This window comes from Bradyrhizobium elkanii WSM2783 (genome assembly GCF_000472865.1).
GTDB lineage: Bacteria > Pseudomonadota > Alphaproteobacteria > Rhizobiales > Xanthobacteraceae > Bradyrhizobium > Bradyrhizobium elkanii_A.
Genome location: NZ_AXAP01000008.1, coordinates 113,999 through 135,077, shown reverse-complemented (window position 1 = coordinate 135,077; position 21,079 = coordinate 113,999). Strand labels below are relative to the sequence as shown.

The following is a 21,079-nucleotide window of genomic DNA, read 5'->3' as shown; positions in this document are numbered from 1 at the left end:
GACCATGGCTCAGCGTATCGTTGATCTCAGCCTGACTATCGAAGACAACATGCCAGCGCACAAGCTTTTTCAGCGGCCGGTGGTGGCGGTTCACATGAGCCACGAGAGCACGAAGTCAGCCAATCTCGGCGTGCCCGGCGATCCCATGACCTTCCAGACAAACTTCATCGCGATGCTCGATCACGTCGGAACGCATGTCGATGCGTTCAAGCATGTCAACCCGAGCGGCAAGCCGATCGACGAAATGCCGCTGGAAATGTTCATGGGAAAGGCCGTTTGTTTCGACCTGCAGCATATCCCGGATCTCGGCGACATCACGGTTGCGGACATGGAGGCGGCCGAGAAGAAAGCCGGTGTCAAGGTCAACGGGCATATCGTGCTGCTCTGCACCGGCTTCCACAAACGCAATTATCCCAGTCTCGATTCAGTCTGGAAGAATCCACTTCTGACCGTCGAAGCCACGAGGTGGCTTCACGAGCGCGGGTCGAAGATGCACGGCGTTGAAGGACCGTCAACCGACAAGCCGACCGACAATATCTTCGCGCAACACCGCCTGTGCCGCGACCTTGGCATCAGCCATTGGGAATGGCTGGTCAATCTTGAAGAACTGATCGGCAAGGGCGAATTCCAGTTCTTCGGCGTACCGTTGAAGTTCAAGGGTGGTTCGGGATCACCAGTGCGCGCCTTTGCCGTCATCAACTAGGGCCGCCTCACCGAACTTGCGAAACAATCCGGACGGCGTTCCCTGCGTGCCGTCCGGAATTTCTCTCCTGCAAAGAGGTTACAGCGATGTCGGCCGAATTCGACACTATGAGCGCAACGGAGATGCGCCGACGCGTTGTCGCCAGGGAGATATCGCCGGTCGATTTGACGAAGCGTGCGCTCGAGAAAGCCGAGGCGACGCAAGCGACGCTCAATGCATTTTATCTGCTGATGCCGGACGAGGCCCTCGCCGCGGCCCGGCAGGCCCAAGCCGCCGTAATGAAGGGCGATCCCCTCGGCCCGATCCATGGCATTCCGTTCTCTGCGAAGGACTTGATGGCGGTGAAGGGCGTCGGTTACGCGTCCGGTTCTCTGACGATGAGGTCGAACATCGCCTCCGTGGATGCGCCGGCGGTCGAGCGGGCCAGGGCTGCTGGCGGCATCCTGATCGGCAAGACCACGACAAGTGAATTCGGCTGCAAGCCGGTGGGGGACAACCGGCTTACCGGCATCACCCGCCATCCCTGGAACCTGGACAAGACGCCGGGCGGCTCGAGTGCCGGCGCGGCCGCATCGGTTGCCGCAGGTATCACGCCCTTCGCGCTCGGCACCGACGGCGGTGGATCGATCCGTATCCCCGCTTCCTTCTGCGGCCTTACCGGAATCAAGGGGCAGTTCGGCCGCGTACCGGTGTGGCCGACTTCCGCGACACCAACACTTGCACATGTTGGTCCGCTGGCGCGTTCGGTCGAGGACGCCGCGCTGCTATTTTCCGTTATCGCCGGCTTCGATCGCCGCGATCCGTTCAGCGTCGCCGGCCCCGTCCCGGACGTCATTGCGGCGCTGGCGCAACCCGTCGCCGGAATGAGAGTGGCTTACAGCCCGACCTTGGGCTACGCGCGGCCCAATGCCGAAGTCCTCAAGCTGACCGACCGTGCCGCAGAAACGCTTGGAACGCTCGGCTGCCAGGTCGATCTTGTCGAGAAGGTCTTCGACGCCGATCCCGCGGACTTATGGACGGCGGAATTTTATGCCGGCGTGGGCATTCGTCTACGATCCTTCATGGAGAATCAGCGCGACCTGCTCGATCCGGCGGTCGCCGATGTGCTCGATCCGGCGCTGACCCAGGACATGCGCGATTATTACACCAAGGTATTTTCCCGCTATGCGCTGCGCGACACCGTTCGCGGTTTCTTCGAGCGTTATGACGTGTTGATTTCTCCGGTCCTTCCCGTCACCTCGCTTGAGGTTGGCAAAAATATTCCCGACGAGTTATCAGACCGAAATCTCGTTTCATGGGTCTATTATACGTATCCCTTCAATCTCACCGGGCAGCCGGCTGCGTCGGTCTGCGCGGGAATCGCGACGGACGGAATGCCGGTCGGGCTTCAGATCGTCGGACGATCACACAGCGAGCACGACGTGGTGCGCCTGGCCGCTGCATTCGAACGAGCCCAGATCCCCGGATACAATGTACGAAACTATCCGATCTGATCTTATGAGGCAGATGATGTCGGCCTCGCCAACTCCATGCAAGGCGGGAAGAGTGCCACCGCCCCATGCCAGCCGACTCTTATTCGGCTCCTGGACGCAAGCCGAAGCGCCTCATTGGGCACTCGGTCCGCCAAAGTAGATTGGCGTGAGGGATCTTAGCCCGTAGCAGCGGGGAAGCGACTCGAACCCCAACACCAATTTTTGTCTTCACTGTCATTGGCGCAGTTCTTCGCGACCGACCGATCACCGAGCTCTCCTTGTGACGGGCGCGATCAGCTCCTAGTCGTTCGCGTGCCCCCTGCCCTATCCAACTCTCTAGGCCGCCCAGCGCTTCTGCGGACGTCCCATCACTCCAAAGAACGATCGCCCACACTTGCTCTCAATAGATTCTTCTTGATCTCCTGGTGCACACGCACCCTACTAACCGATTGAAATATCTGAACCTTCGCTCCAGTCCATCACAGGCGCCACGGAGCCGCATCCCGTCGCCCAGCCAGCGGCTCACGACCGAATCGGAGCAATCTCCGAACAGCTGCCCTCCCCGCGCAGCCGAATTCGCTTCGAGCAATTGCGAAATCCGGCTAGTCGACTCTCGGGCGGCCATCGATACGGTCACGGTCGTAGACGGCATCTTTAACCCGGCGGCTTCGCTCGGTCCGAGACCGGCGCGAACACTCTAGCCATGTAGGTCGAAAGATCGTCTACGATCTCGGCGCGCGGTGCGGATGCTACGCCGGCCAGCGACTTCGCCAACGTCTTCTTGAACTCGAGCTGCATCGATCGCGCAATCTGGATCCGCTGTGCCTGCGGCGAGCCCGCACCGTGCATGGATTCCGTCAAATAGCCAACTGCGTTTCTGCCGAGCGTCATATTCTCCACCAGACGAAGGATCCGGATCCTGTCCTCGGTCGCGACATCGGGACGTCCCTTCAGATACTTCTCAACGATCGGACCGATCGTCTTGTGCCGGAACTCCCGTTCCGAGGGCAGCGTCACCATCAATCCGCCCGCGAGGTCCTGGGCCAGCCGGCCGATTTCGTAGGGCAGCCGCGTAACATGATGCTTGCAGACGTTCGCGAGCATTTCGTCCGGCAGGCACGCTCCAGACCTCATCGCAATCCCCTGGTGGCTCGCAGCGATGCCGGCGCCGTAGATGGTCTCATTCAGATGGGTCATCTCGACGAGCTTATCGCGAACATGAGAGGCGCGCTCGACCCCGTTGTAATCCGCGATGGTCGCCGCCGCGCCGATCAGGACGTCGCCGACGCCCGTCTTGCAGACATAGCTGCGGCGATGATAGCAGGTGAAACGTTCGACCAGCGTGGAGGCGAATTCGAACTCGCCGTCGAGGAACACGAGCTCCCGCGGAATGAAGACGTCCTCGAAAACGATCATCGCCTCCTGGCCGGAAAAGTGCGCATTGCCCGCGTCGATGTCTCCACCTTCGGCGCTGCGCGTATCGCAGGATTGCCGGCCGTAGATGTAGGTGATGCCCATCGCGTCGACGGGTACCGCGCCGACGATGGCGTAATCCCTGTCGGCTGCCTCGAGTCTCATCGTCGGCATCACGATCAGCCAGTGCGAATTCAAGCAGCCCGTCTGGTGCGCCTTCGCACCACTCACGTAGACGCCTTCCGGGGTCCGGCGTGTGACATGAACGAACAGATCCGGATCTGCCTGCTGCGACGGCGATCTGCCACGGTCCCCCTTCACGTCGGTCATCGCGCCGCCTATGACCAGGTTGTCGCTCTGCATCCGCGCGAGGAATTTTGTGAACCGAGCATGATAGTCGGTCCCGCACTTGTCGTCCAAATCGTACGTCACCGAATGCAGGGAATTGAGCGCATCCATGCCGACACAGCGTTGAAAACACGTACCCGTCAGTTGCCCCAGGCGGCGCTGCATCTTGTTCTGCATGACGAGATCGGCCGTGCTCGTCGAAACGTGCAGGAAGCGGTTCACGCGATTTCCGGTGAACGGCGAGACGGCAGACGCCAGTTCCGGATCATCGTTGGCGAGATCGTACGTCTTGGCGACCGCGTTGATCGAGGGCCGGATGATCGGATGGTCGACCGGTTCCTCGACCGGCTCGCCCATCAGATAGACCTTCAGCTTCCGCCCCCTCAGGCTCTCGATGTAGTCGGCGCCGGATCGGATCGGATTTTGGGACCCGGCGGTCGAACCGGATGCGACGAGTTTCTGGTCCATTACGACACCTCCAACGAAGCGGGCCCGCGGTGCGACCGCATCGGGGCCCGCGTTACCCACTTGCTTCAGCCCTTCTTGACCAGCGGGCAGACGCTGTCCTTGAGCGGACGGAACGCCTGATCGCCGGGGATCACTTCGCGCAGCTTATAGTAATCCCACTCGCCCTTCGACTCGGACGGCTTCTTGACTTCGTAGACGTACATGTCGTGCACCATGCGCCCGTCTTGGCGGATCTGGCCATTCTTGGCGAAAAAATCGTTGATAGGCATCTCGCGCATCTTGCTCATGACGGCGTGCGCCTCGTCGGTGCCGGCCGCCTGGATCGCCCGGAGATAGTGCATGGTCGACGAATAGTCCCCCGCGTCGCCCATGTGCGGCATACGCTTCATGCGCTCATAGAAGCGCTTCGACCATGCGCGCGTCTCGTCGTCGCGGTCCCAGTAGAAGGCGTTTGTCAGGACCAATCCTTGCGCCGAGCTCAAACCGAGGCTCTTGATGTCAGTGATCCAGACAAGCAGGCCGGCAAGCGTCTGTCCGCCCGCAGGAATGCCGAACTCCTGGGCTGATTTGATCGAGTTGACCAGAACACTCCCCGACCCGGCCAAAGCGACGACCTCGGCCTTGGAAGATTGCGCCTGCAGGAGAAATGAAGACTGGTCGAAAGCCTCGACCGGATATCTCGTTGCTCCGACCACTCCCCCGCCGAGCGCCTTGACGACTGCGGAGGTATCTGCCTCAAGCGCATGCCCGAATGCATAGTCCGCGGTCAGGAAATACCAGCTCTTCTTGCCGGCCTTCATCAGGGCGCTGCCAGTCCCCCGAGCCAACGCATACGTGTCGTAGGCGTAGTGGATACTGTTCGGCGTGCAGGCATCATTGGTGAGCCGGGAAGAGCCAGAGCCATTGATAATCGCGATCCTGTTCTTGTCCTTGGCGAGCTGGGACACGCTGAGCGCGATCGAGGAGTTGATGAGATTGCCTATCATGTCGACGTGTTCGACGTCGAACCATTTGCGCGCCAGCGCCGAGGCGGTGTCGGGCTTGTTCTGGTGATCGGCAACGAGCACCTCGATCGGCTTTCCCAGCACCTTGCCACCGAAATCCTCGACGGCCATCTTCACCGCTGTCACCGACCCGTCGCCGGATTCGTGTGAGAACTGGCCGGACATGTCCGTCAGCACGCCGATCTTGACGACATCGTCCGAGATCGCCGTGGTCTGGGCGCAGGCGCCGCCGTTCACGAACGAGATCGCCGCTGTCGCGATCAGCACACTACCGATTTTCAACTTCATGGCACTCCTCCCCAGGCATGCATATGCAACCGATTCTGTTTTTATGACTAGCATAACTAGACTTAGTTACATGCATAACTAGACTTATATTTCCTGCAAGTCAATCGCGTCGATGTGATAGAGGTGCGCATCTTTCGAAGGCCGCCGTTACCGCGGCTGCGTGAATGGACCGTCCTGAATGCCCGTCGCCGGCAAGATTCAAACAGCCAAGCCCTCTCCCAGGCCAGGGCCGAAAGCGGCCGCGAGTCGGACGAACACCGTCAGGACCGAGCGCAACTGTTCGGTCGCACGTACGCTCGACATTGTCTCGGATGCCTGGGCCTTTCTGATCATCCGCGAGGCCTTCTTCGGAACGCAGACGTTCGAAGCTTTCCGCTCGGCTCTCGGCATTCCGCGGGCAACCCTGACTGACCGGCTGAAGAAGCTCACGCAGCTCGCGATCTTCCGCCAGGTCGCGCGCGGGTCCTCCCAGCGCAAGGAATACCGTCTGACCAAGATGGGATTCGATCTCTATCCGAGCTTCATCGCTCTAATGCAGTTCGGCGATCGCTGGCTCGCCAAGGGCAAGCCTCCTCCGTTGACGCTGATCCACACGAGCTGCGGCTGCGACAGCCATCCGGTCATCACGTGCTCGCATTGTGGGGAGAGCGTCTCCGCCCGCGACGCCAAATACCGTGACGGCCCGGGCGCCGGACGATGTCCCGCGAAGGAAGGCCGCAACACCAGACGCGCCTCCGACGGAAGCCGGTTCCTCCTTGGGCGACCAAGTTCGGTGTCGCGTGCCTTGGAGATCATCGGCGACAAGTGGAGCTTCATGGTCGTCCGCGAGGGCTTTTTCGGCAACCGACGTTACGACAAGATTTTGACGGAACTCGCGATCGCGCCAAATATCCTCACCGACCGGTTGAACCGACTCGTCGCCAGCGGCGTGTTCTATCGCAGGCAATATCAAAGCTCGCCCGATCGGTACGAATACCTCCTCTCTGACATGGGAATGGACCTCTACGGTCCGTTCATCGCGATGTTGCGATGGGGCGACCGCTGGCTCGCGAAGAGCAGGCCTCCGCTCATTCTCACGCATCTCAAATGCGGACACGATTTCCACGCTTCGGTCTGCTGCGACCGCTGCAAGCAGCCCATCGTCGCCGCCGATATGCGGTACCGCCTCACCTACGATCCAAAGTCGTTCGGAGCGCTGGGGCCGCGATCCGTCGACTGACGGTGGTTTCCCTCACACCTGGCTCAACGCTTCGACCAGTTTGAAGCGCATGATCTTGCCCGAGCCCGTGCGGGGAATCTCGCCGACCAGATGTATCGCCTCGGGGATCTTGTAGGACGACAGATGTGCTCTGCAGTGCTCCATCAGCGAAGAAACATCCAGTTCATTCTGCTTGGCGACGACGAAGAGGCAAGGCACCTCGCCTAACGTCGCGTGCTTCACGCCGACCACCGCGCAGTCCTTGACTTGCGGATACCTGACGACAACCTCCTCGATCTCGGCGGGGGCGATGTTCTGACCGCCGCGGATGATCAGTTCCTTGATACGGCCGGTGATCGTCAGATATCCCGCAGGATCCGACTTCGCGAGATCGCCCGTGTGATACCAGCCCTTGCGCAGTGCCGATGCCGTCTCCTCCGGCTTGTTGTGATAGCCCTGCATCAAGTTGGGACCACGGACGATCAGTTCGCCCTCCGCGCCGATCGGCACATCCTCCAACGACGACGGATCGACGATACGCACGGCAAGCCCCGGTACCGGCAATCCGCACGAGCCCATCGGCCGCGCGCCGTGCAGCCAGTTCATCGTGACCATCGTGGAAGTCTCCGTAATGCCGTATCCGTCAAGGAGGCGCGTCCTGAAGCGCTCCTCGAAGGTCTTGTTGAGGCTCGCGGGCATGATCGCGCCCGCCGAGATGCACAGGCGCACAGATCCGAGATGCTCGATGCCTGATTCCTGAGCTCGATGCAGGAGGTAGTGGAACATCGTCGGGACGCCCGGCATGATCGAATACTTGCCGGTCTGCAACAGATCGAGCGCCTGCTGAGGAGAGAACCGCTCCATGATGTGTTCGCTCGCGCCTACCGCAAGCACGCTGAGCACTGACAGGTTGAGACCGTAGGAATGGAACAGAGGCAAAGGCGAGAGAACGACGTCCTTCTCCGTCAAGCCTCCGATCGGCGCCCAGCAGGCGGCGGCGATCCACAGCATACCGCGCAGCGACAGCAGCACCCCCTTCGCCCTTCCCGTGGTACCCGAGGTGTAGATGATGAACGAAGACCGATCGATGTCGTTCGGGTCGAGCGGCGCTGCCGCGCGGCTGTTCGCGAGCTCCGCCGTCGACGTCCCGGCCTGTTCAGCGTCCGCACCGACGAAAATCGTCGCCGCCGCAATGCCGGCATCGCTGCAGATCTTTCCGACCAGGTCTTTTCTCGCGGCCGTCGTGGCGATGAGAGTGCAGCCCGCATCCGTCAGGCGATAGCTGATTTCGCCTTCCGCCGCGTCGATACTGATCGGCACAACGACGGCGCCGGCCCGCAGCGCGGCGAGACAGATCTCGATCCAGTCCACGCCGTTCGGCAGATAGATCGCAAGCTTGTCGCCCTCCCCGAGACCCGCCTTCGTCAGATTCGCGGCGATCGACGCTGTGCGCTCAGCGAGCTGCGCGTAGGTGACGGACCGGGTCGTGTCCCAGTACGCGATCTGGTCCGGCCGTTTCTTCGCGTGACGATCGAGGAGTGTCGCGATCGGCGCGATCAGATCAACGTGCAGCATCGTCGCCTCCTCCTAGACCATCGAGTATCCGCCGTTGACGCTGATGACCTGGCCCGTGATCCAGCTTCCGGCATCGGACGCGAGCAAGGTGACGAGAGGTGCCACGTCGGACGGCAGTCCGAGCCGCCGGATAGCGTAGGCCTTGACCAGCTTGTCGCGATTGGCGTCCACCCACGTCTTCTCGTGGGCAGTTTCGATGAGACCGAGCGAGATCGAATTCGCGGTTACGCCCGAACGTCCCCATTCGCGGGCAAGCGACTTCATCAGCGCGATCGTGCCGGCTCGCGCCGCTGCCGCAAGCGCGAGACCGGACTCGCCGACCCGGGAGGAGTCGCCCATGATCGAGATGATGCGTCCGCGGCCTGACGCTTCGAGCAGCGGTCCAGCGCTGTGGGAGCAGTTCAACGCGCCGTAGAGGCAGGTGTCGATCTGCTTTTTCCAATCTTCAGGCGTGCTCTCGCTGAAGCGCTTGCGGAACACCAATCCTGCGTTATTGACGAGGATATCCAGGCCGCCGAAATCGCTCTTGATGTCCGCAACCATCTTCTTGACGACGTCAGCATTGGCGATGTCGGCCTGATAGGCCTTCGCCTTGCCGCCAGCCCTTTCGATCTCGGCGACGACGCCTTCCGCTTCGGCCTTCGAGCTGTGGTAGTTGACGGCGACGGATGCTCCGCTTTCGGCCAGCATCTTCGATATCGCGGCGCCCACGTCCCGACCACCTCCCGTCACGAGGGCGACACGTCCTTTGAGATCACTCATCTGCTTTTTCCTCTTGATTGAGCTTGGCCTGTTCCATGAGCTTGAAGATGCGCTCTGGGGTCATCGGGAGAATGGAGACGTCGATATCGAGTGGCGACAGCGCGTCCGCGATCGCGTTGGCGATAGCGGCCGGGGCGCCGATCGTGCCGCCTTCGCCCATTCCGCGGAATCCGCCTGCCACCGCGGATTCGCTTTCGACATGGATGACATCCATGAGCGGCACTTCAGGCGCGGAGGGGATCACGTAGTCGACGAGGCTCGCACTCAGGAGCTGGCCGTCGTCGTCATAGATCAGCTCCTCGAACAGTGCGGCGCCGATGCCTTGCGCGACGCCGCCGTGCACCTGGCCGTCGACGATCATCGGATTGATGATCCGTCCGCAGTCCTCGGCAACGACGAACTTGAGGATCTTCACGAAGCACGTCGCCGGATCGATCTCCACCGCGGCTATGTGGGTAGCCGCCGCGGTGGTGCCGTTGATCGGGTCGTAGGTGTAGGTCGCGGTCAATTCTTCGCGGGCCTCGACAGGCAACGTCTTCATGTCGGAATAGACGGCCTTGGCTATCTGCCTGAACGACACTGCGCGGTCGGTGCCGAGGACGATGGCCTTCCCCTCCGCGACTTCGATGTCGTCCGCATTGGCCTCCAAAAGATGCGAGGCGACCCGCTTGATCTTTTCCTGAAGGATTTTCGAGGCATGCTTGGCGGCGCCGCCGCCAAGCACCGCGCTGCGGCTCGCGTAGGTCCCGGTCGACATCGGCACCTCGTCGCTGTCTCCCTGGATGACGCGGACGTCCTCGAAGCGGGTGCCGAGGTCGTCAGCGACGATCTGAGCCAGCGTGGTCTCGAGGCCCTGGCCGTGGGATGCGACACCGAAGGCTGCGGTGATGGCGCCCGTCGAATCGATGGTGATCTTCGCCGTTTCCGAGCCGGTATTGATAGGCATGCCCGGCGCCACAGCGATCCGCGACCCGATACCGGTCAGTTCCGCATAGGAGGCGATGCCAATGCCGAACAGCCGGCCCTGCTTGCGTGCCTCGGCCTGCTCTTTCCGAAGCTGCTCGTACCCGGCCGTCTCGGCGGCGGCGTTCAGGCATTCGATGAAGCCGGTCTTGTCCCAAATGATTCCGGAGGCGATCCGGTAGGGAAACTCGTCGGGCCGCACGAGATTGCGGCGCCTGATCTCGAGAGGATCGATGCCGAGCGCCTTCGCCCCGAGATCCATCAGACGCTCGGCGACGAAGGTCGAGATCGGTCGACCGACGCCCCGATAAGGACCGGTCGGTGGCTTGCAGGTCGCAACGCCGCGCACGGCGCCGCGGTAGGATCCGATCTTGTACGGGCCGGGAAGGAAGCTGACGACCTGCACCGGCTCCAGGCCGCAGGTCCACGGGTAGATCGAGAAGGCGCCGACGTCCCCGAGTACGTCCGCCTGCAGGGAGGTCGCGACGCCGTTCGCGTCGAAACCCATCTCCGCATCGACGATCTCGGCAAAAGCCTGACTGCTGCTGCTCACGTCCTCCAGACGGTCTGCCGTCCATTTGATCGAGCGGCGCAGCTTGCGCGCCGCGATGCAGATGAAAAGTTCCTCCGGATAGAGCGAGCCCTTCGAACCGAAACTCCCGCCGACATCGGGCGCGACCACACGCAGGCGGTGCCCAGGAAGACTGAGCGATTCCGAAATCGCGTCGCGGACGATGCCCGGAATATTCGACGACGTATAAAGCGTGACGGCGTCGCGCCGGCTTTCGTACTCCGCAGTGTAGCTACGCGGTTCCATCGCGAGCGGCGCCTTGCGGGTCATTTCGAAACGTCCGCTCACCCTGACGGCCGCGGCCTTCAGATCCGCGGCGACATCGCCCTTCTTGAATTCGCGCGCGATCAGGATGTTGCTACCCGCCTCTTCGTGCAGTAGCGGCGCATCGTCGGCGACGGCCATCTCGGCGCGCGCAATCGCGCCTAGGGGGTCGTAGCCGACCTCGATCAGCTCCAGGGCATCCTCGGCGAGATACCGCGAAGTGGCGACGACCGCGACGACGGGTTCGCCTACGTAACGGACCTTCTTGGAGGCAAGAGGCATAATTGGCGTCGCATAGTAGTTCGGAATCCGCGAGAACGGGATCACCGGCTTGAAGTCGTCCGCGATGTCCTCCGCCGTCAGCACAGCCATCACACCCGGCGCCAATCGCGCCGCCTCGGCATTGATCCGCGCGATCCGTGCGTGCGGCTGCCCGCTACGGAGGAACGCGAGGTGCAGCGGCCGGTCCGGCTTCCGGTCGGCCGTGTATTCCCCGTTGCCCGTCAGAAGACGCGGATCTTCAGTGCGCTTGATGGGCGCGCCGACGTTCTTCGGCCGCAGGACGTCCGACGATTGGGCGCGTCGATCGCTACTCATAGCCCGCGGTTCCCTTGCGCAGGCTTTGCCATTGCCGGTCGTCGTGCCCGCAAATGATGGTGGCGCCGCCCTTCTCGATCCGGCGGATCTCGTCGAAGGTCTTCATTTGCTGCTCGACGTTCCAGGTGTTGCGGGGCGCGACGTCGGTATCGAGATTTTGCCGCAGGCTGACGGAGTCCGACGCGAGCAGAAACTGCCCGTCGCGATCGAGACTAACCAGCGCACCAAGCGTGCCCGGGGTGTGGCCCGGCAGCGGTACCAGCACCACGCTGGAATCGCCAAACAGATCCTTCTCCCCGCTAACCGCCTCGATCGGTTGCCCATAGTCCCAATCGGCCTTGAGATAGCCCGCAGCTTCGGCGCCCGGCGCCTTCGCGGCTTCGATCTCCCTGGCGTGAGCAAGGATCGTCGCCTTGCGAAAGAACTGGTTGCAGCCGCAATGGTCCGGGTGGAAATGCGAGTTCACGACGATATCGATGTCGTCGGGCCCGAGCCCGATGCATGCGAGACTCGGCAGCAAGGTCTCGTCCGCGCTCATCAGCGGCTTCATAACCTTGGCAAGCGGTCCCCAGCGGTCTTCTGCTTTGTCGACCACGGTCGGATGGCAGCCAGTATCGAAGAGTACGTTGCCCTGCTTGTGCCGGATCAGTGCGCTGCTGACGGGAAGATCGATGGTCTCGCTGCGGTCGGCGCCAGGCACGTATATGCTCTTCTTCATGCGAAGACGCCCGGCGGCGAGGAAGTTCAGTTTCATGGTTTTTTCTCCGAACGCAGCGCAGCAGCGCTGCGGATCGCGGCGACGATGTTCTGGTAGCCGGTGCAGCGGCAGAGATTTCCGGAGAGCCCTTCCCGGATGTCCTCGTCGGTCGCGAGAGGATACTTGCGGAGCATGTCTTCGCCGGTCATCAGCATGCCGGGCGTGCAGAAGCCGCACTGAAGCCCGTGATGCTCGCGAAACTGGGACTGAAGGACGTTGAGTTGCTCGGGGGATCCGAGACCTTCGACGGTGACAATCTCGGCGCCGTTCGCTTGGACGGCCAGCATCAAGCAGGACCGCGCGCTGTCGCCGTTTACAAGCACAGTGCAGGCACCGCAGACGCCGTGTTCGCATCCAACGTGCGTGCCGGTGAACCCGAGCGTGTCGCGCAGGAGATCGGAAAGGAGTAGACGCGGTTCGACGTCCGAAACGTCGTACCTTTTTCCGTTTACAGTGACGGATATGTCGGTCATGGCGCTCGCTCCGTTGCCGCCAATGCCGTCTTCAGCGCACGCCTGGACAACTGTGCCAGCAGATGCCTGCGATACGCCGCCGAAGCGTGGAGGTCGTCGTTGGGCGAGACCTTCGAGACGACAATCTCCGAGAACCGGTCCGGAGTTCGGTCATTGAGCTCCATCGCGACGAGCTCTTGCTCAGCTTCCCTGAGGCGCAGCGGCGTATCGGCCACACCCATCACCGCGATACGCGCGTCCTTTAGCCCGGATTGTGCTCGGCGCACGGAAACAGCGATGCTCGCGAGCGCGAAGTCGCCGAAGCGGCGCGCGACTTCTTCGAACGCCCAGCCATCGTGATCGAGCACCGGAAATTCGATCTCCACCACGATCTCTGACGGCTCCAGACAGTTCGTCAGGGCGTCGACGAAGAACTCCTCGGCGGCGATGGTTCGGCGTCCCGCCGGTCCCTGAACTGAAATCCTGGCGTCGTAGAATGCCGACAGCATCGGAAGCTCGGCCGCGGGATCGGCATGGGACAAGCTGCCGCCGATGGTCCCACGGTTGCGGATAGCCAGATGCGCCACGTGGCGCATCGCCGCCGACATCACCGGCAACCTCGACGCGACGAGCGGCGAATGCTCGAGATCGCGATGACGCGTCAGCGCGCCGATTGCGATGCGGTCGCCTCGTTCCTCGATGTACGATAGCCCCTTGATTCCGTTTAGGTCGACCAGCACTGCGGGCCTGGCCATCCGGAAGTTGAGGAGCGGCAGCAGGCTCTGACCGCCCGCCAGCACCTTGCCTTCGCCGTTCGACGCGACCAGCGCTTCGATGGCGGCATCCAGTGTCGCCGGCAAAACGTAGTCAAACTTGGCAGGCTTCATCGGCCCTCTCCAAAGCTCGCTCCTTCCCTGTTCGGCCTTATTCGCCGCGAAACCGCGGAGGCCTTTTTTCGGCGAAGGCTCTTCGGCCTTCCTTAAAGTCCTCGCTGTCGGAGGCTTCGTCGATGAGCCGCTGCGCCACGGCCGGATCAAGCGCTCCCGGGCCCATCGAAAGGCCGTTCAGCATGTATTTGGCGCCCGAGATCGACAGTGGCGCGTTGGCCGCGAGCTTCGTCAAGAATTTCTCGACCGCGGCGGCGGCATCGTCGTGCAGTTCATCGATCAGTCCCATCGAAACCGCCTGTTCGGCCGGATAGCGGTCTGCCGAGTAGAGGATCCGCTTAGCGTTCGACACACCCGTCAGCGCCAGCAGGCGCTGCACGCTGTGCACGCCGTAGACGATCGAGAGCTTCGCCGACGGAATGCCGATCGTTGCGGTACGGTCGGCGAATCGGAAATCGCACGCCAGCGCCAGATGGCAGCCGCCTCCCAGACAATAGCCGGAGATTGCGGCCACGACCGGTTTATCCAATGCCGCGATCGCGCCCGAACAACCGTCGACTGCGGCCTCATAGGCCGCGGCCTGATGGCGGTCCTCCCTGATCTTTTCGAACTCGGAGATGTCCGCGCCGACCGAAAAGTCCTTGTCTGCGCCCTTCAGCACGACGCCGCGGACCTGGCGATCGTCAGCTAAGCCGGAAAAGATCCGGGCCAATTCGAGCCACATCGCAAGCGTCACCGCGTTCTTCACCGAGGGCCGGTTCAGGATAACGTGGACGATGCCGTCGCGCCGCTCGATGACAATCTCCTCCAACGCAACCTCTCTCTCGCGCCCAGCCGGTCGAGTTCCGGAATCTTTCCTCGTCGTTACTTGCATAAGTAGACTGATTTATTTGGCCGCGTCAAGTTGGACGCCGCGGATCATCTCCCTTCCCTTTCGGTCAGGACCCGTTGGCAGGTCGAGCTCGAAGCAGGTCAGGCAAGATTTATTCGCGTCGGCGCAAACGGAGCTTGAGATACGGAAATGATCGGACCCGGCGGAGGCGTCGAAAGTACGGCTACTCAGATCGAGCTAAGTTGGCCGGCTATCCGATTGGCCGCGTAGGCAGGCAAGCCATGGTCTCGCGGCTTTCGATCAAGTTGCGGCGGCCCGGCACGCCGTGAGGCATCAGGTACGCCTTTGGCCCGAGATGGTGTCGATGCCCGGCATCCTTGCATGCCGCCAGGATCGCCTTCAGCGCGGCTTGAATTTCGATAATACGCCACCTTCTTCCTGAGACACGTCCCACTGTGGGAGGATCAGCGAAGCTCAGACGAGGTTTGGCCCTGCGCCGATGCGAGAAGCCTCTCGAGAAAATGGGGATCTGTGTGCGGCACAAACCGATCGAACGCGTCGATCGTGACACTTTTGAACAGCCCCGCCCGCATGTACGGCTCGTTGGCAAGAAAGACTTCGACCGCTTCGCGCGTCTCGTGACGCAGCATCAGAAACATGCCCTCGACGACAGCGCCATCGGCTGACAACAGGGCGCCGCCCTGCTCGAGCCAACGGCGGTTTTCGATCATGTAAGCGATATGCACATCGCGGATCGCGAGACGCTCCTCTGCACCGCCGTTTCGGTAGAGGCCGCGGATGACTGTCAGCATGGCGGCCTCATGCGACATCCGTGATGCGACCTGGGGCCGGATTCCGAATTGCCTCGAACTGCTGCAGCAGCCGCTGCTCTTCCCGTTTCGCCATCTCCGCATTCGCCCGCTTGACGTGACCGAATCCTCTTATTTTTTCCGGCAGCATTGCGAGCTTCGCCGCGATGTCGAGTGTAGCCGGCGACAGGCCGGCCAGAAGGCGGTCGACTAGCGCCTTGTAGTCATCGATCAGACGTCGCTCAAATCGCCGTTCCTCGGTATAGCCGAACGGATCGAACACCGTTCCGCGCAGGACACGCAAACGTGCGAGCACCGCGAAAGCACGCAACATCCAGGGACCAAATGTGATTTTCTGCGGCACCGCGCTTCCGGCGCGCGGCCGTGCCAGAAATGGGGGCGCGAGATGGAAACGGAGCTCGAAGTCTCCCTCGAACTGCTGCCGTAGCGCAGCGATGAATTCAGGCCTCGAATAAAGTCGGGCGACCTCGTACTCGTCTTTGTAGGCCATGAGCTTGAACAACGCGCTCGCAATGATCTTCGTCAAAACGAACCTATTGGCGTCCTTCAGCTTGTGCTGCTCCATCGCGGCGCAGTGAGCGACGAAAGTCTGATACGATGTCGCGTAGCTTGCGTTCTGGTACCGGGTGAGTTCGTCGGCTCGCCGGTCGACCAGAGCCTCCCAGCGCTCCGGCTGCATCAAGGTCACGGACTGGGTAGCGCATGTAGGGATCCCCTGTGCGGCGACAACACGACCGCAAGCAAATGCACGCTTGTTCGCATCCACCGCCACTCCGTTGAGGGTAATCGCCTGGATCATCGCGGCCTCGCTCACCGGGATCAGTCCCTGCTGCCAGGCGTGTCCGACCAGGATCATATTGGCGCCTGTCGTCTCGCCGAACTGCTCTTGAGCCAATTGCTGAGCATCGAAACTCGACACACTGTCCGCTTCGGCTGCATGACGAACTTTGGCCAAGAGGTCGTCGCGCCGTGGATCTGAATCTGGATCGCGGGTGAATTCCGCAGTCGACCCCAGATGGGTATTGACCAGGATGCGGGTCCTATCCTTCCGAACCGTCCCGAGACTGTCGGGCAGGCAACCGACGATGAGGTCGCCCATTACCACCCCGTCGGCCTCGCCCCAGTCGATGCGCGGCTGGTTGATCGCGCCCCCGCTTGCAGCGATCCGAAGGTGGCACATCACGGAGCCGCCCTTCTGCGCAAGCGCAGTGAAATCGAGCTCGGCCACCTCCAAACCGTCGAGATGGGCAGCCATTGCGATGATGGCACCAACCGTGATGATGCCGCTGCCGCCGACGCCGGCCACGAGAAGATTGTGCGGCCGCCCGTCAGGCAACTCCAACGATGGCCGCGGAAGGGAGTTGGCGTGAGCAATCCAATCCCGGCCTGACGCCGGCTGTTTGCGCAGCCCTCCGCCCAGAACGGAGACGAAGCTCGGGCAGAAGCCCTCAACGCAGGAAAAGTCCTTGTTGCACGACGTCTGATCGATCGCGCGCTTGCGGCCGAGATCGGTCTCAAGCGGCACGATCGAAAGGCAGTTGGACGCCTTTCCGCAGTCGCCACATCCTTCACATACGGCGCTGTTGATGAACATCCGTCGGGCCGGATCGGGGTATGCGCCCTTCTTCCTCCGCCGACGTTTCTCCGCGGCACAGGTCTGATCATAGATCAGCACCGTGACGCCCTTGATCGCGCGCAATTCGCGCTGGACCGGATCGAGATCGAGTCGATCATGGATGGTAACCCCGTCCAGCACCGTCCCCGCATAACGAGCGGTGTCGTCGGTAACGATCACCACCCTCTTCGCCCCTTCACTCGCCACCTGCCGCGCGATCTGAGGAACCGTAAGTTGGCCGTCGACCGGCTGGCCCCCCGTCATCGCCACGGCATCGTTGAACAGGATCTTGTACGTAATGTTGTGCCCCGCGGCGATCGATTGCCGGATGGCGAGATGACCGGAATGGAAGTAGGTGCCCTCGCCCATGTTCTGAAAAACGTGGGGCGTGGTGGTGAAGGCCGCCTGCCCCACCCAATCGACTCCTTCGGCGCCCATCTGGGTCAGTCCGGACGTCTGCCGATCCATCCAGCTCGCCATATAGTGACAACCCACTCCGGCAAGGGCGGTGCTCCCCGCGGGAATCCTGGTGGACGAGTTGTGCGGGCAGCCTGAGCAGAAGTATGGCAGCCGCCGCATGCCGTCCGCCGCATTGCTCAACGAAACCGACCGTTCAAACAGGCCAAGCCTGTCGCTAAAGGCGAGGTCTGGCCGCACGTTGGAGAGCCAGGCCGACAGCGGCGGTGCAAGCGAAGAAGAACGATGCTGGCCAAGCGCCGTGATAAGGGGCGATCCATCAAGGCTACCGCGCCCGGAAACGCTCGGCCTGCGATCCGCAGGCCAGTTGAAGATCGCATCCTTGATCTGTCCTTCAACGAGGTTCGCTTTCTCCTCGACGACCAAGATGTGTTTCAGTCCATGCGCGAACTGCCCCAAGCGGTCGCGATCGAGCGGAAATGTCAGACCTGGCCGCCAGATTCTGACGCCCTTCTCCGCCAGAGCCTGCTGCGGCAAGCCGGCGCGCTCAAACACTTCCAGAACGTCCTTCGCGTTCTTGCCAATGGCAACAATGCCGATGTCAGCGCATGGTGCGTCAACCAGCATTCTGTCCAACGGATTTGCCCGCGCGAACGCAGCGATCGCTTCCAGGCGATGAGCAATTCGCAGTTCAATGGCAGGGGTCAGAAAATCGCGGGTGGTATATCCGAGACCGCCTTCCGGAAAGCCGCCTCGCGACGGTACCGCAAAGCGCGGCAGCACGGGAACGGCGAAGCCGCGGCTGCTCTCCACCGTTTCGGAGATCGCCTTGAAAGCAACCCAGGCACCGGAAAAGCGCGAAGCCGCCCAGCTCCACAGCCCAAATTCCACATATTCGTCGACGCTTGCCGGATGAACGATCGGAATTCCCCATCCCATCAAGGACATGTCACTGGCGTTCGGGATCGAGGAGGAGGTGGCGGCATGATCGTCGCCAACCACGAGGACAACACCCCCCTTGACTGAAGCACCAGCGGCATGGCCGTGCCGGATAGCGTCACCAGCGCGATCAACGCCGGGGCCCTTGCCGTACCAGAGGGCGAATACCCCTTCGACGGTCCGGTTTGGATCGTCTGCGACCCGTTGTGTGCCGGAGACGGCCGTCGCGGCCAAATCTTCGTTGATACCCGGCAGAAATCTGATGTCGTGATCCGCTAATGCGGATTTCGCCCGCCACAGCTCCGTGTCTACGCCGGCGAGCGGCGAGCCGCGATAGCCGCTGACGAAGCCTGCGGAATGGATGCCATCGCGCCGGTCCGCAAGCCGCTGCATCACCAGCATGCGGACGAGCGCCTGCGTGCCCGACGCAAAAACACGCCCTTCGGTTTTGGTGATCGCATCATGGAGGCGATAGTCGAGATCGACGCGGGTTGCAGTTTCGCGAAGGGTCATGATGGATTGCTCTTCTTCGACTGTTCAGTACTCATGAGGCACCGCGCGATCGACATCATTGATAGGGTTGATAGTCAGCGACGCGCAGGACCTTTCCGGGATTCATGATGTTGCGCGGATCAAGCGCACGCTTGAGCGAAGCGAGCGCCATCATCGACGTCCCTCGCTCGGCAACAAGGTAATCCATCTTGCCGGTACCGATGCCATGTTCGCCGGTACACGTACCACCAAGGGCATGGGCTCGCGCGATCATGCGGGTGTTCAGCTCCACGATCCGGCGCTTCTCGTCCTCGTCCTCGGGATTGACCAGAACGCAGAGATGAAAGTTGCCGTCGCCGACATGACCGCACAGCGGCGCAATCAGATCGAGCTCGGCAACGTCCTGGCGGGTCTGGGCGATCACGCCAGGCAGCTCGGATATCGGCACGCAGATATCGGTTGGTACTCCCCGCGATCCGGGACGGAGTGCCAGCGCTGCCCACCAGACGTCATGGCGGGCTTGCCAGAGCTTTGTCCGGTCTTCGGTCGCAGTCGCCCATCGGAATGTGCCACCGCCGAACTCCGTCGCAATCGCGGTCATCAAGCCGACCTGTTCTTCGACCGCCAGCTGCGTCCCATGAAATTCCAGAAACAGCGTCGGCTGAACGGCAAGATCGAGCTTCGAATAACGGTTGCACGCCTCGATCTGCAGCGCGTCGAGCAATTCCGCGCGTGCCAGCGGGATGGCGCTCTGCGTTGCAGCGACGACGGCCGACACTGCCGCCTCCACGGTTGGAAAGGTGCAGACCGCCGCCCCGATCCGTTCCGGGATCGGTGCAAGCCGCAACGTAACCTCGGTAATGATACCGAGCGTACCTTCGGCACCGACAAACAGACGGGTCAGGTCATAACCGGCGGACGATTTCCGCGCGCGAGAGCCGGTCTCGATCAGTTGGCCGTCGGCCAGCACGACGCGTAGCGACATCACCAGTTCGCGCATGGTTCCGTAGCGCACCGCGTTGGTGCCCGACGCACGGGTCGATGCCATCCCCCCGATCGAGGCATCCGCTCCCGGATCGATCGGAAAGAACAGTCCCGTGTCCCGCAGGGCGGCGTTGAGCGCCTTGCGGGTCACCCCTGCCTCCACGGTGCAATCGAGATCGGCAGGCGACACGCGGACGACACGGTTCATTTGCGATAGGTCGATCGTGAGCCCGCCATGCTCAGCGCTGATCTGCCCTTCCGTCGACGTACCGGTGCCGAATGCCACCACCGGACACCGATAGCGATGGCAGATAGTGACCGCATCCACGACGTCCTGCGTCGAGGTCGGAAACAGGACCGCATCGGGCGCGACCGTCACGTGCGAGGTGACGCTGCTCGCGTGATGGCTGCGGATCGCGGCGGACGTCGACAACTTGTCCCCGAACCGCTCGCTCAGCCTCGCGATCGCATCTGGTATGGCGCGCTTCATCCCACCTTACCCATCTGTCGCTCATCCGGATTTGATGGAGTCGCTGCCGACATTCCAAGGTAGGCGTCGATGACGCGGCTGTCCGCAGCAACATCCGCAGCTTTCCCGGCCAATTGAATCGCTCCGCCTTCGAGCACGTAGGCACGATCGGCAAGACGCAGCGCGGCGCGCGCGTTCTGCTCGATCAGGAGAATCGACACGCCTTCGTTTTTCAGCCGTGCGATGATCCGAAACATTTCCGCGACGATCAGCGGCGCGAGCCCGAGGCTTGGCTCATCGAGCATCAGAAAGCGCGGCTTCAACATCAGAGCCCGTCCCAGAGCCAACATCTGGCGCTCCCCCCCGCTCAGTGTGCTGGCCTGCTGATTTTGCCGTTCGTCGAGGCGAGGAAAGAGACGAAATATGCCGGCGAGTCGCGCGCGCATATCGAAGCGTGGTTCCATCCGCGCCGAAAACGCGCCGAGTTTGAGATTGTCGAGCACCGTCATCGGTCCGAACAGGTCGCGCGTTTCCGGTACCAGGGAGATCCGGGCGCGGACCCGCGCCTCGATCGACCGAGAAGCCTCCGGCCATTGCGGGAACAGCAACCGACCGCCAGACGGCACGAGTCCCATCACCGCATTGACTAGAGAGGTCTTGCCAGCGCCGTTCGGTCCGATAACCGCAGTGACCTCCCCCGCCCGCGCTTCCAGCGAAACGTCGTTGACCGCGGTCAGACGGCCATAGCGGACCACAAAACGCTCGAGCAGCAGTAGGAC

General features: G+C 62.1%; 16 protein-coding genes. 3 read left to right on the top strand and 13 right to left on the bottom strand.

Features of this window, described 5'->3' with window-relative positions; translation table 11 throughout:
* The first annotated feature begins 4 nt into the window (after positions 1–4).
* Entirely contained in the window at positions 5–703 is a 699-nt protein-coding gene (locus tag YY7_RS0110295) for a cyclase family protein (RefSeq protein ID WP_028163161.1), read from the top strand.
* Positions 704–789: 86 nt separating this feature from the next.
* The gene (locus YY7_RS0110290) at positions 790–2,196 is read left to right on the top strand and encodes an amidase (protein ID WP_028163160.1); all 1,407 of its coding nucleotides are present in this window, start codon (positions 790–792) and stop codon (positions 2,194–2,196) included.
* A 633-nt stretch (positions 2,197–2,829) separates the two neighbouring features.
* Here the strand turns inward: YY7_RS0110290 and YY7_RS51285 are convergent.
* On the bottom strand, positions 2,830–4,404 hold the full coding sequence (locus tag YY7_RS51285) for a 4-hydroxyphenylacetate 3-hydroxylase family protein (protein ID WP_051396639.1): 1,575 nt from the start codon (positions 4,402–4,404) through the stop codon (positions 2,830–2,832).
* 65 nt (positions 4,405–4,469) lie between these two features.
* Positions 4,470–5,696 (bottom strand): ABC transporter substrate-binding protein, encoded by a 1,227-nt coding sequence (locus tag YY7_RS0110280; RefSeq protein ID WP_028163159.1) that lies wholly within the window; start codon positions 5,694–5,696, stop codon positions 4,470–4,472.
* Positions 5,697–5,874: 178 nt separating this feature from the next.
* Here YY7_RS0110280 and YY7_RS51280 point away from each other — a divergent pair, with 178 nt between their 5' ends.
* Positions 5,875–6,915 (top strand): winged helix-turn-helix transcriptional regulator, encoded by a 1,041-nt coding sequence (locus YY7_RS51280; protein ID WP_035689760.1) that lies wholly within the window; start codon positions 5,875–5,877, stop codon positions 6,913–6,915.
* 12 nt (positions 6,916–6,927) lie between these two features.
* Here YY7_RS51280 and YY7_RS0110270 read toward each other — a convergent pair whose 3' ends face one another.
* From YY7_RS0110270 to YY7_RS51265, 11 genes are all read right to left on the bottom strand, one after another.
* Positions 6,928–8,469 carry a class I adenylate-forming enzyme family protein gene (locus YY7_RS0110270; RefSeq protein WP_028163158.1) on the bottom strand — a complete coding sequence of 514 codons (1,542 nt, stop codon included), beginning with the start codon at positions 8,467–8,469 and terminating at the stop codon, positions 6,928–6,930.
* Between the two features lie 12 nt (positions 8,470–8,481).
* Positions 8,482–9,231, bottom strand: a complete 750-nt coding sequence (locus YY7_RS0110265) for an SDR family NAD(P)-dependent oxidoreductase (protein ID WP_028163157.1) — start codon at positions 9,229–9,231, stop codon at positions 8,482–8,484.
* On the bottom strand, positions 9,224–11,626 hold the full coding sequence (locus tag YY7_RS0110260) for a xanthine dehydrogenase family protein molybdopterin-binding subunit (RefSeq protein WP_051396638.1): 2,403 nt from the start codon (positions 11,624–11,626) through the stop codon (positions 9,224–9,226). The genes YY7_RS0110265 and YY7_RS0110260 overlap by 8 nt, the downstream gene beginning before the upstream one ends.
* Positions 11,619–12,380, bottom strand: a complete 762-nt coding sequence (locus YY7_RS0110255; protein ID WP_028163155.1) for an N-acyl homoserine lactonase family protein — start codon at positions 12,378–12,380, stop codon at positions 11,619–11,621. The genes YY7_RS0110260 and YY7_RS0110255 overlap by 8 nt, the downstream gene beginning before the upstream one ends.
* Positions 12,377–12,856: a (2Fe-2S)-binding protein gene (locus YY7_RS0110250; protein WP_028163154.1), complete on the bottom strand. Its 480-nt coding sequence runs from the start codon at positions 12,854–12,856 to the stop codon at positions 12,377–12,379. The genes YY7_RS0110255 and YY7_RS0110250 overlap by 4 nt, the downstream gene beginning before the upstream one ends.
* Positions 12,853–13,722 (bottom strand): FAD binding domain-containing protein, encoded by an 870-nt coding sequence (locus YY7_RS0110245; RefSeq protein WP_028163153.1) that lies wholly within the window; start codon positions 13,720–13,722, stop codon positions 12,853–12,855. Before YY7_RS0110245 ends, YY7_RS0110250 begins: the two co-directional genes overlap by 4 nt.
* Positions 13,723–13,759: 37 nt before the next feature.
* A complete protein-coding gene (locus YY7_RS0110240) occupies positions 13,760–14,533 on the bottom strand; it encodes an enoyl-CoA hydratase-related protein (protein ID WP_028163152.1) in 774 nt (257 codons plus the stop codon).
* Between the two features lie 485 nt (positions 14,534–15,018).
* Entirely contained in the window at positions 15,019–15,366 is a 348-nt protein-coding gene (locus YY7_RS51275; RefSeq protein WP_063623371.1) for a YciI family protein, read from the bottom strand.
* Between the two features lie 7 nt (positions 15,367–15,373).
* A complete protein-coding gene (locus tag YY7_RS0110230; protein ID WP_035689758.1) occupies positions 15,374–18,868 on the bottom strand; it encodes an indolepyruvate ferredoxin oxidoreductase family protein in 3,495 nt (1,164 codons plus the stop codon).
* Between the two features lie 55 nt (positions 18,869–18,923).
* On the bottom strand, positions 18,924–20,321 hold the full coding sequence (locus YY7_RS51270; RefSeq protein ID WP_080663655.1) for an FAD-binding oxidoreductase: 1,398 nt from the start codon (positions 20,319–20,321) through the stop codon (positions 18,924–18,926).
* Positions 20,318–21,055: an ABC transporter ATP-binding protein gene (locus YY7_RS51265; RefSeq protein ID WP_349642655.1), complete on the bottom strand. Its 738-nt coding sequence runs from the start codon at positions 21,053–21,055 to the stop codon at positions 20,318–20,320. Before YY7_RS51265 ends, YY7_RS51270 begins: the two co-directional genes overlap by 4 nt.
* Between the last annotated feature and the right edge of the window lie 24 nt (positions 21,056–21,079).

Bases quoted from the DNA above. Each gene is read 5' to 3' on its own strand.
- YY7_RS0110295 (WP_028163161.1), top strand. From the start codon at position 5: ATGGCTCAGCGTATCGTTGATCTCAGCCTGACTATCGAAGACAACATG.
- YY7_RS0110290 (WP_028163160.1), top strand. From the start codon at position 790: ATGTCGGCCGAATTCGACACTATGAGCGCAACGGAGATGCGCCGACGC.
- YY7_RS51285 (WP_051396639.1), bottom strand. From the start codon at position 4,404: ATGGACCAGAAACTCGTCGCATCCGGTTCGACCGCCGGGTCCCAAAAT.
- YY7_RS0110280 (WP_028163159.1), bottom strand. From the start codon at position 5,696: ATGAAGTTGAAAATCGGTAGTGTGCTGATCGCGACAGCGGCGATCTCG.
- YY7_RS51280 (WP_035689760.1), top strand. From the start codon at position 5,875: ATGCCCGTCGCCGGCAAGATTCAAACAGCCAAGCCCTCTCCCAGGCCA.
- YY7_RS0110270 (WP_028163158.1), bottom strand. From the start codon at position 8,469: ATGCTGCACGTTGATCTGATCGCGCCGATCGCGACACTCCTCGATCGT.
- YY7_RS0110265 (WP_028163157.1), bottom strand. From the start codon at position 9,231: ATGAGTGATCTCAAAGGACGTGTCGCCCTCGTGACGGGAGGTGGTCGG.
- YY7_RS0110260 (WP_051396638.1), bottom strand. From the start codon at position 11,626: ATGAGTAGCGATCGACGCGCCCAATCGTCGGACGTCCTGCGGCCGAAG.
- YY7_RS0110255 (WP_028163155.1), bottom strand. From the start codon at position 12,380: ATGAAACTGAACTTCCTCGCCGCCGGGCGTCTTCGCATGAAGAAGAGC.
- YY7_RS0110250 (WP_028163154.1), bottom strand. From the start codon at position 12,856: ATGACCGACATATCCGTCACTGTAAACGGAAAAAGGTACGACGTTTCG.
- YY7_RS0110245 (WP_028163153.1), bottom strand. From the start codon at position 13,722: ATGAAGCCTGCCAAGTTTGACTACGTTTTGCCGGCGACACTGGATGCC.
- YY7_RS51275 (WP_063623371.1), bottom strand. From the start codon at position 15,366: ATGCTGACAGTCATCCGCGGCCTCTACCGAAACGGCGGTGCAGAGGAG.
- YY7_RS0110230 (WP_035689758.1), bottom strand. From the start codon at position 18,868: ATGACCCTTCGCGAAACTGCAACCCGCGTCGATCTCGACTATCGCCTC.
- YY7_RS51270 (WP_080663655.1), bottom strand. From the start codon at position 20,321: ATGAAGCGCGCCATACCAGATGCGATCGCGAGGCTGAGCGAGCGGTTC.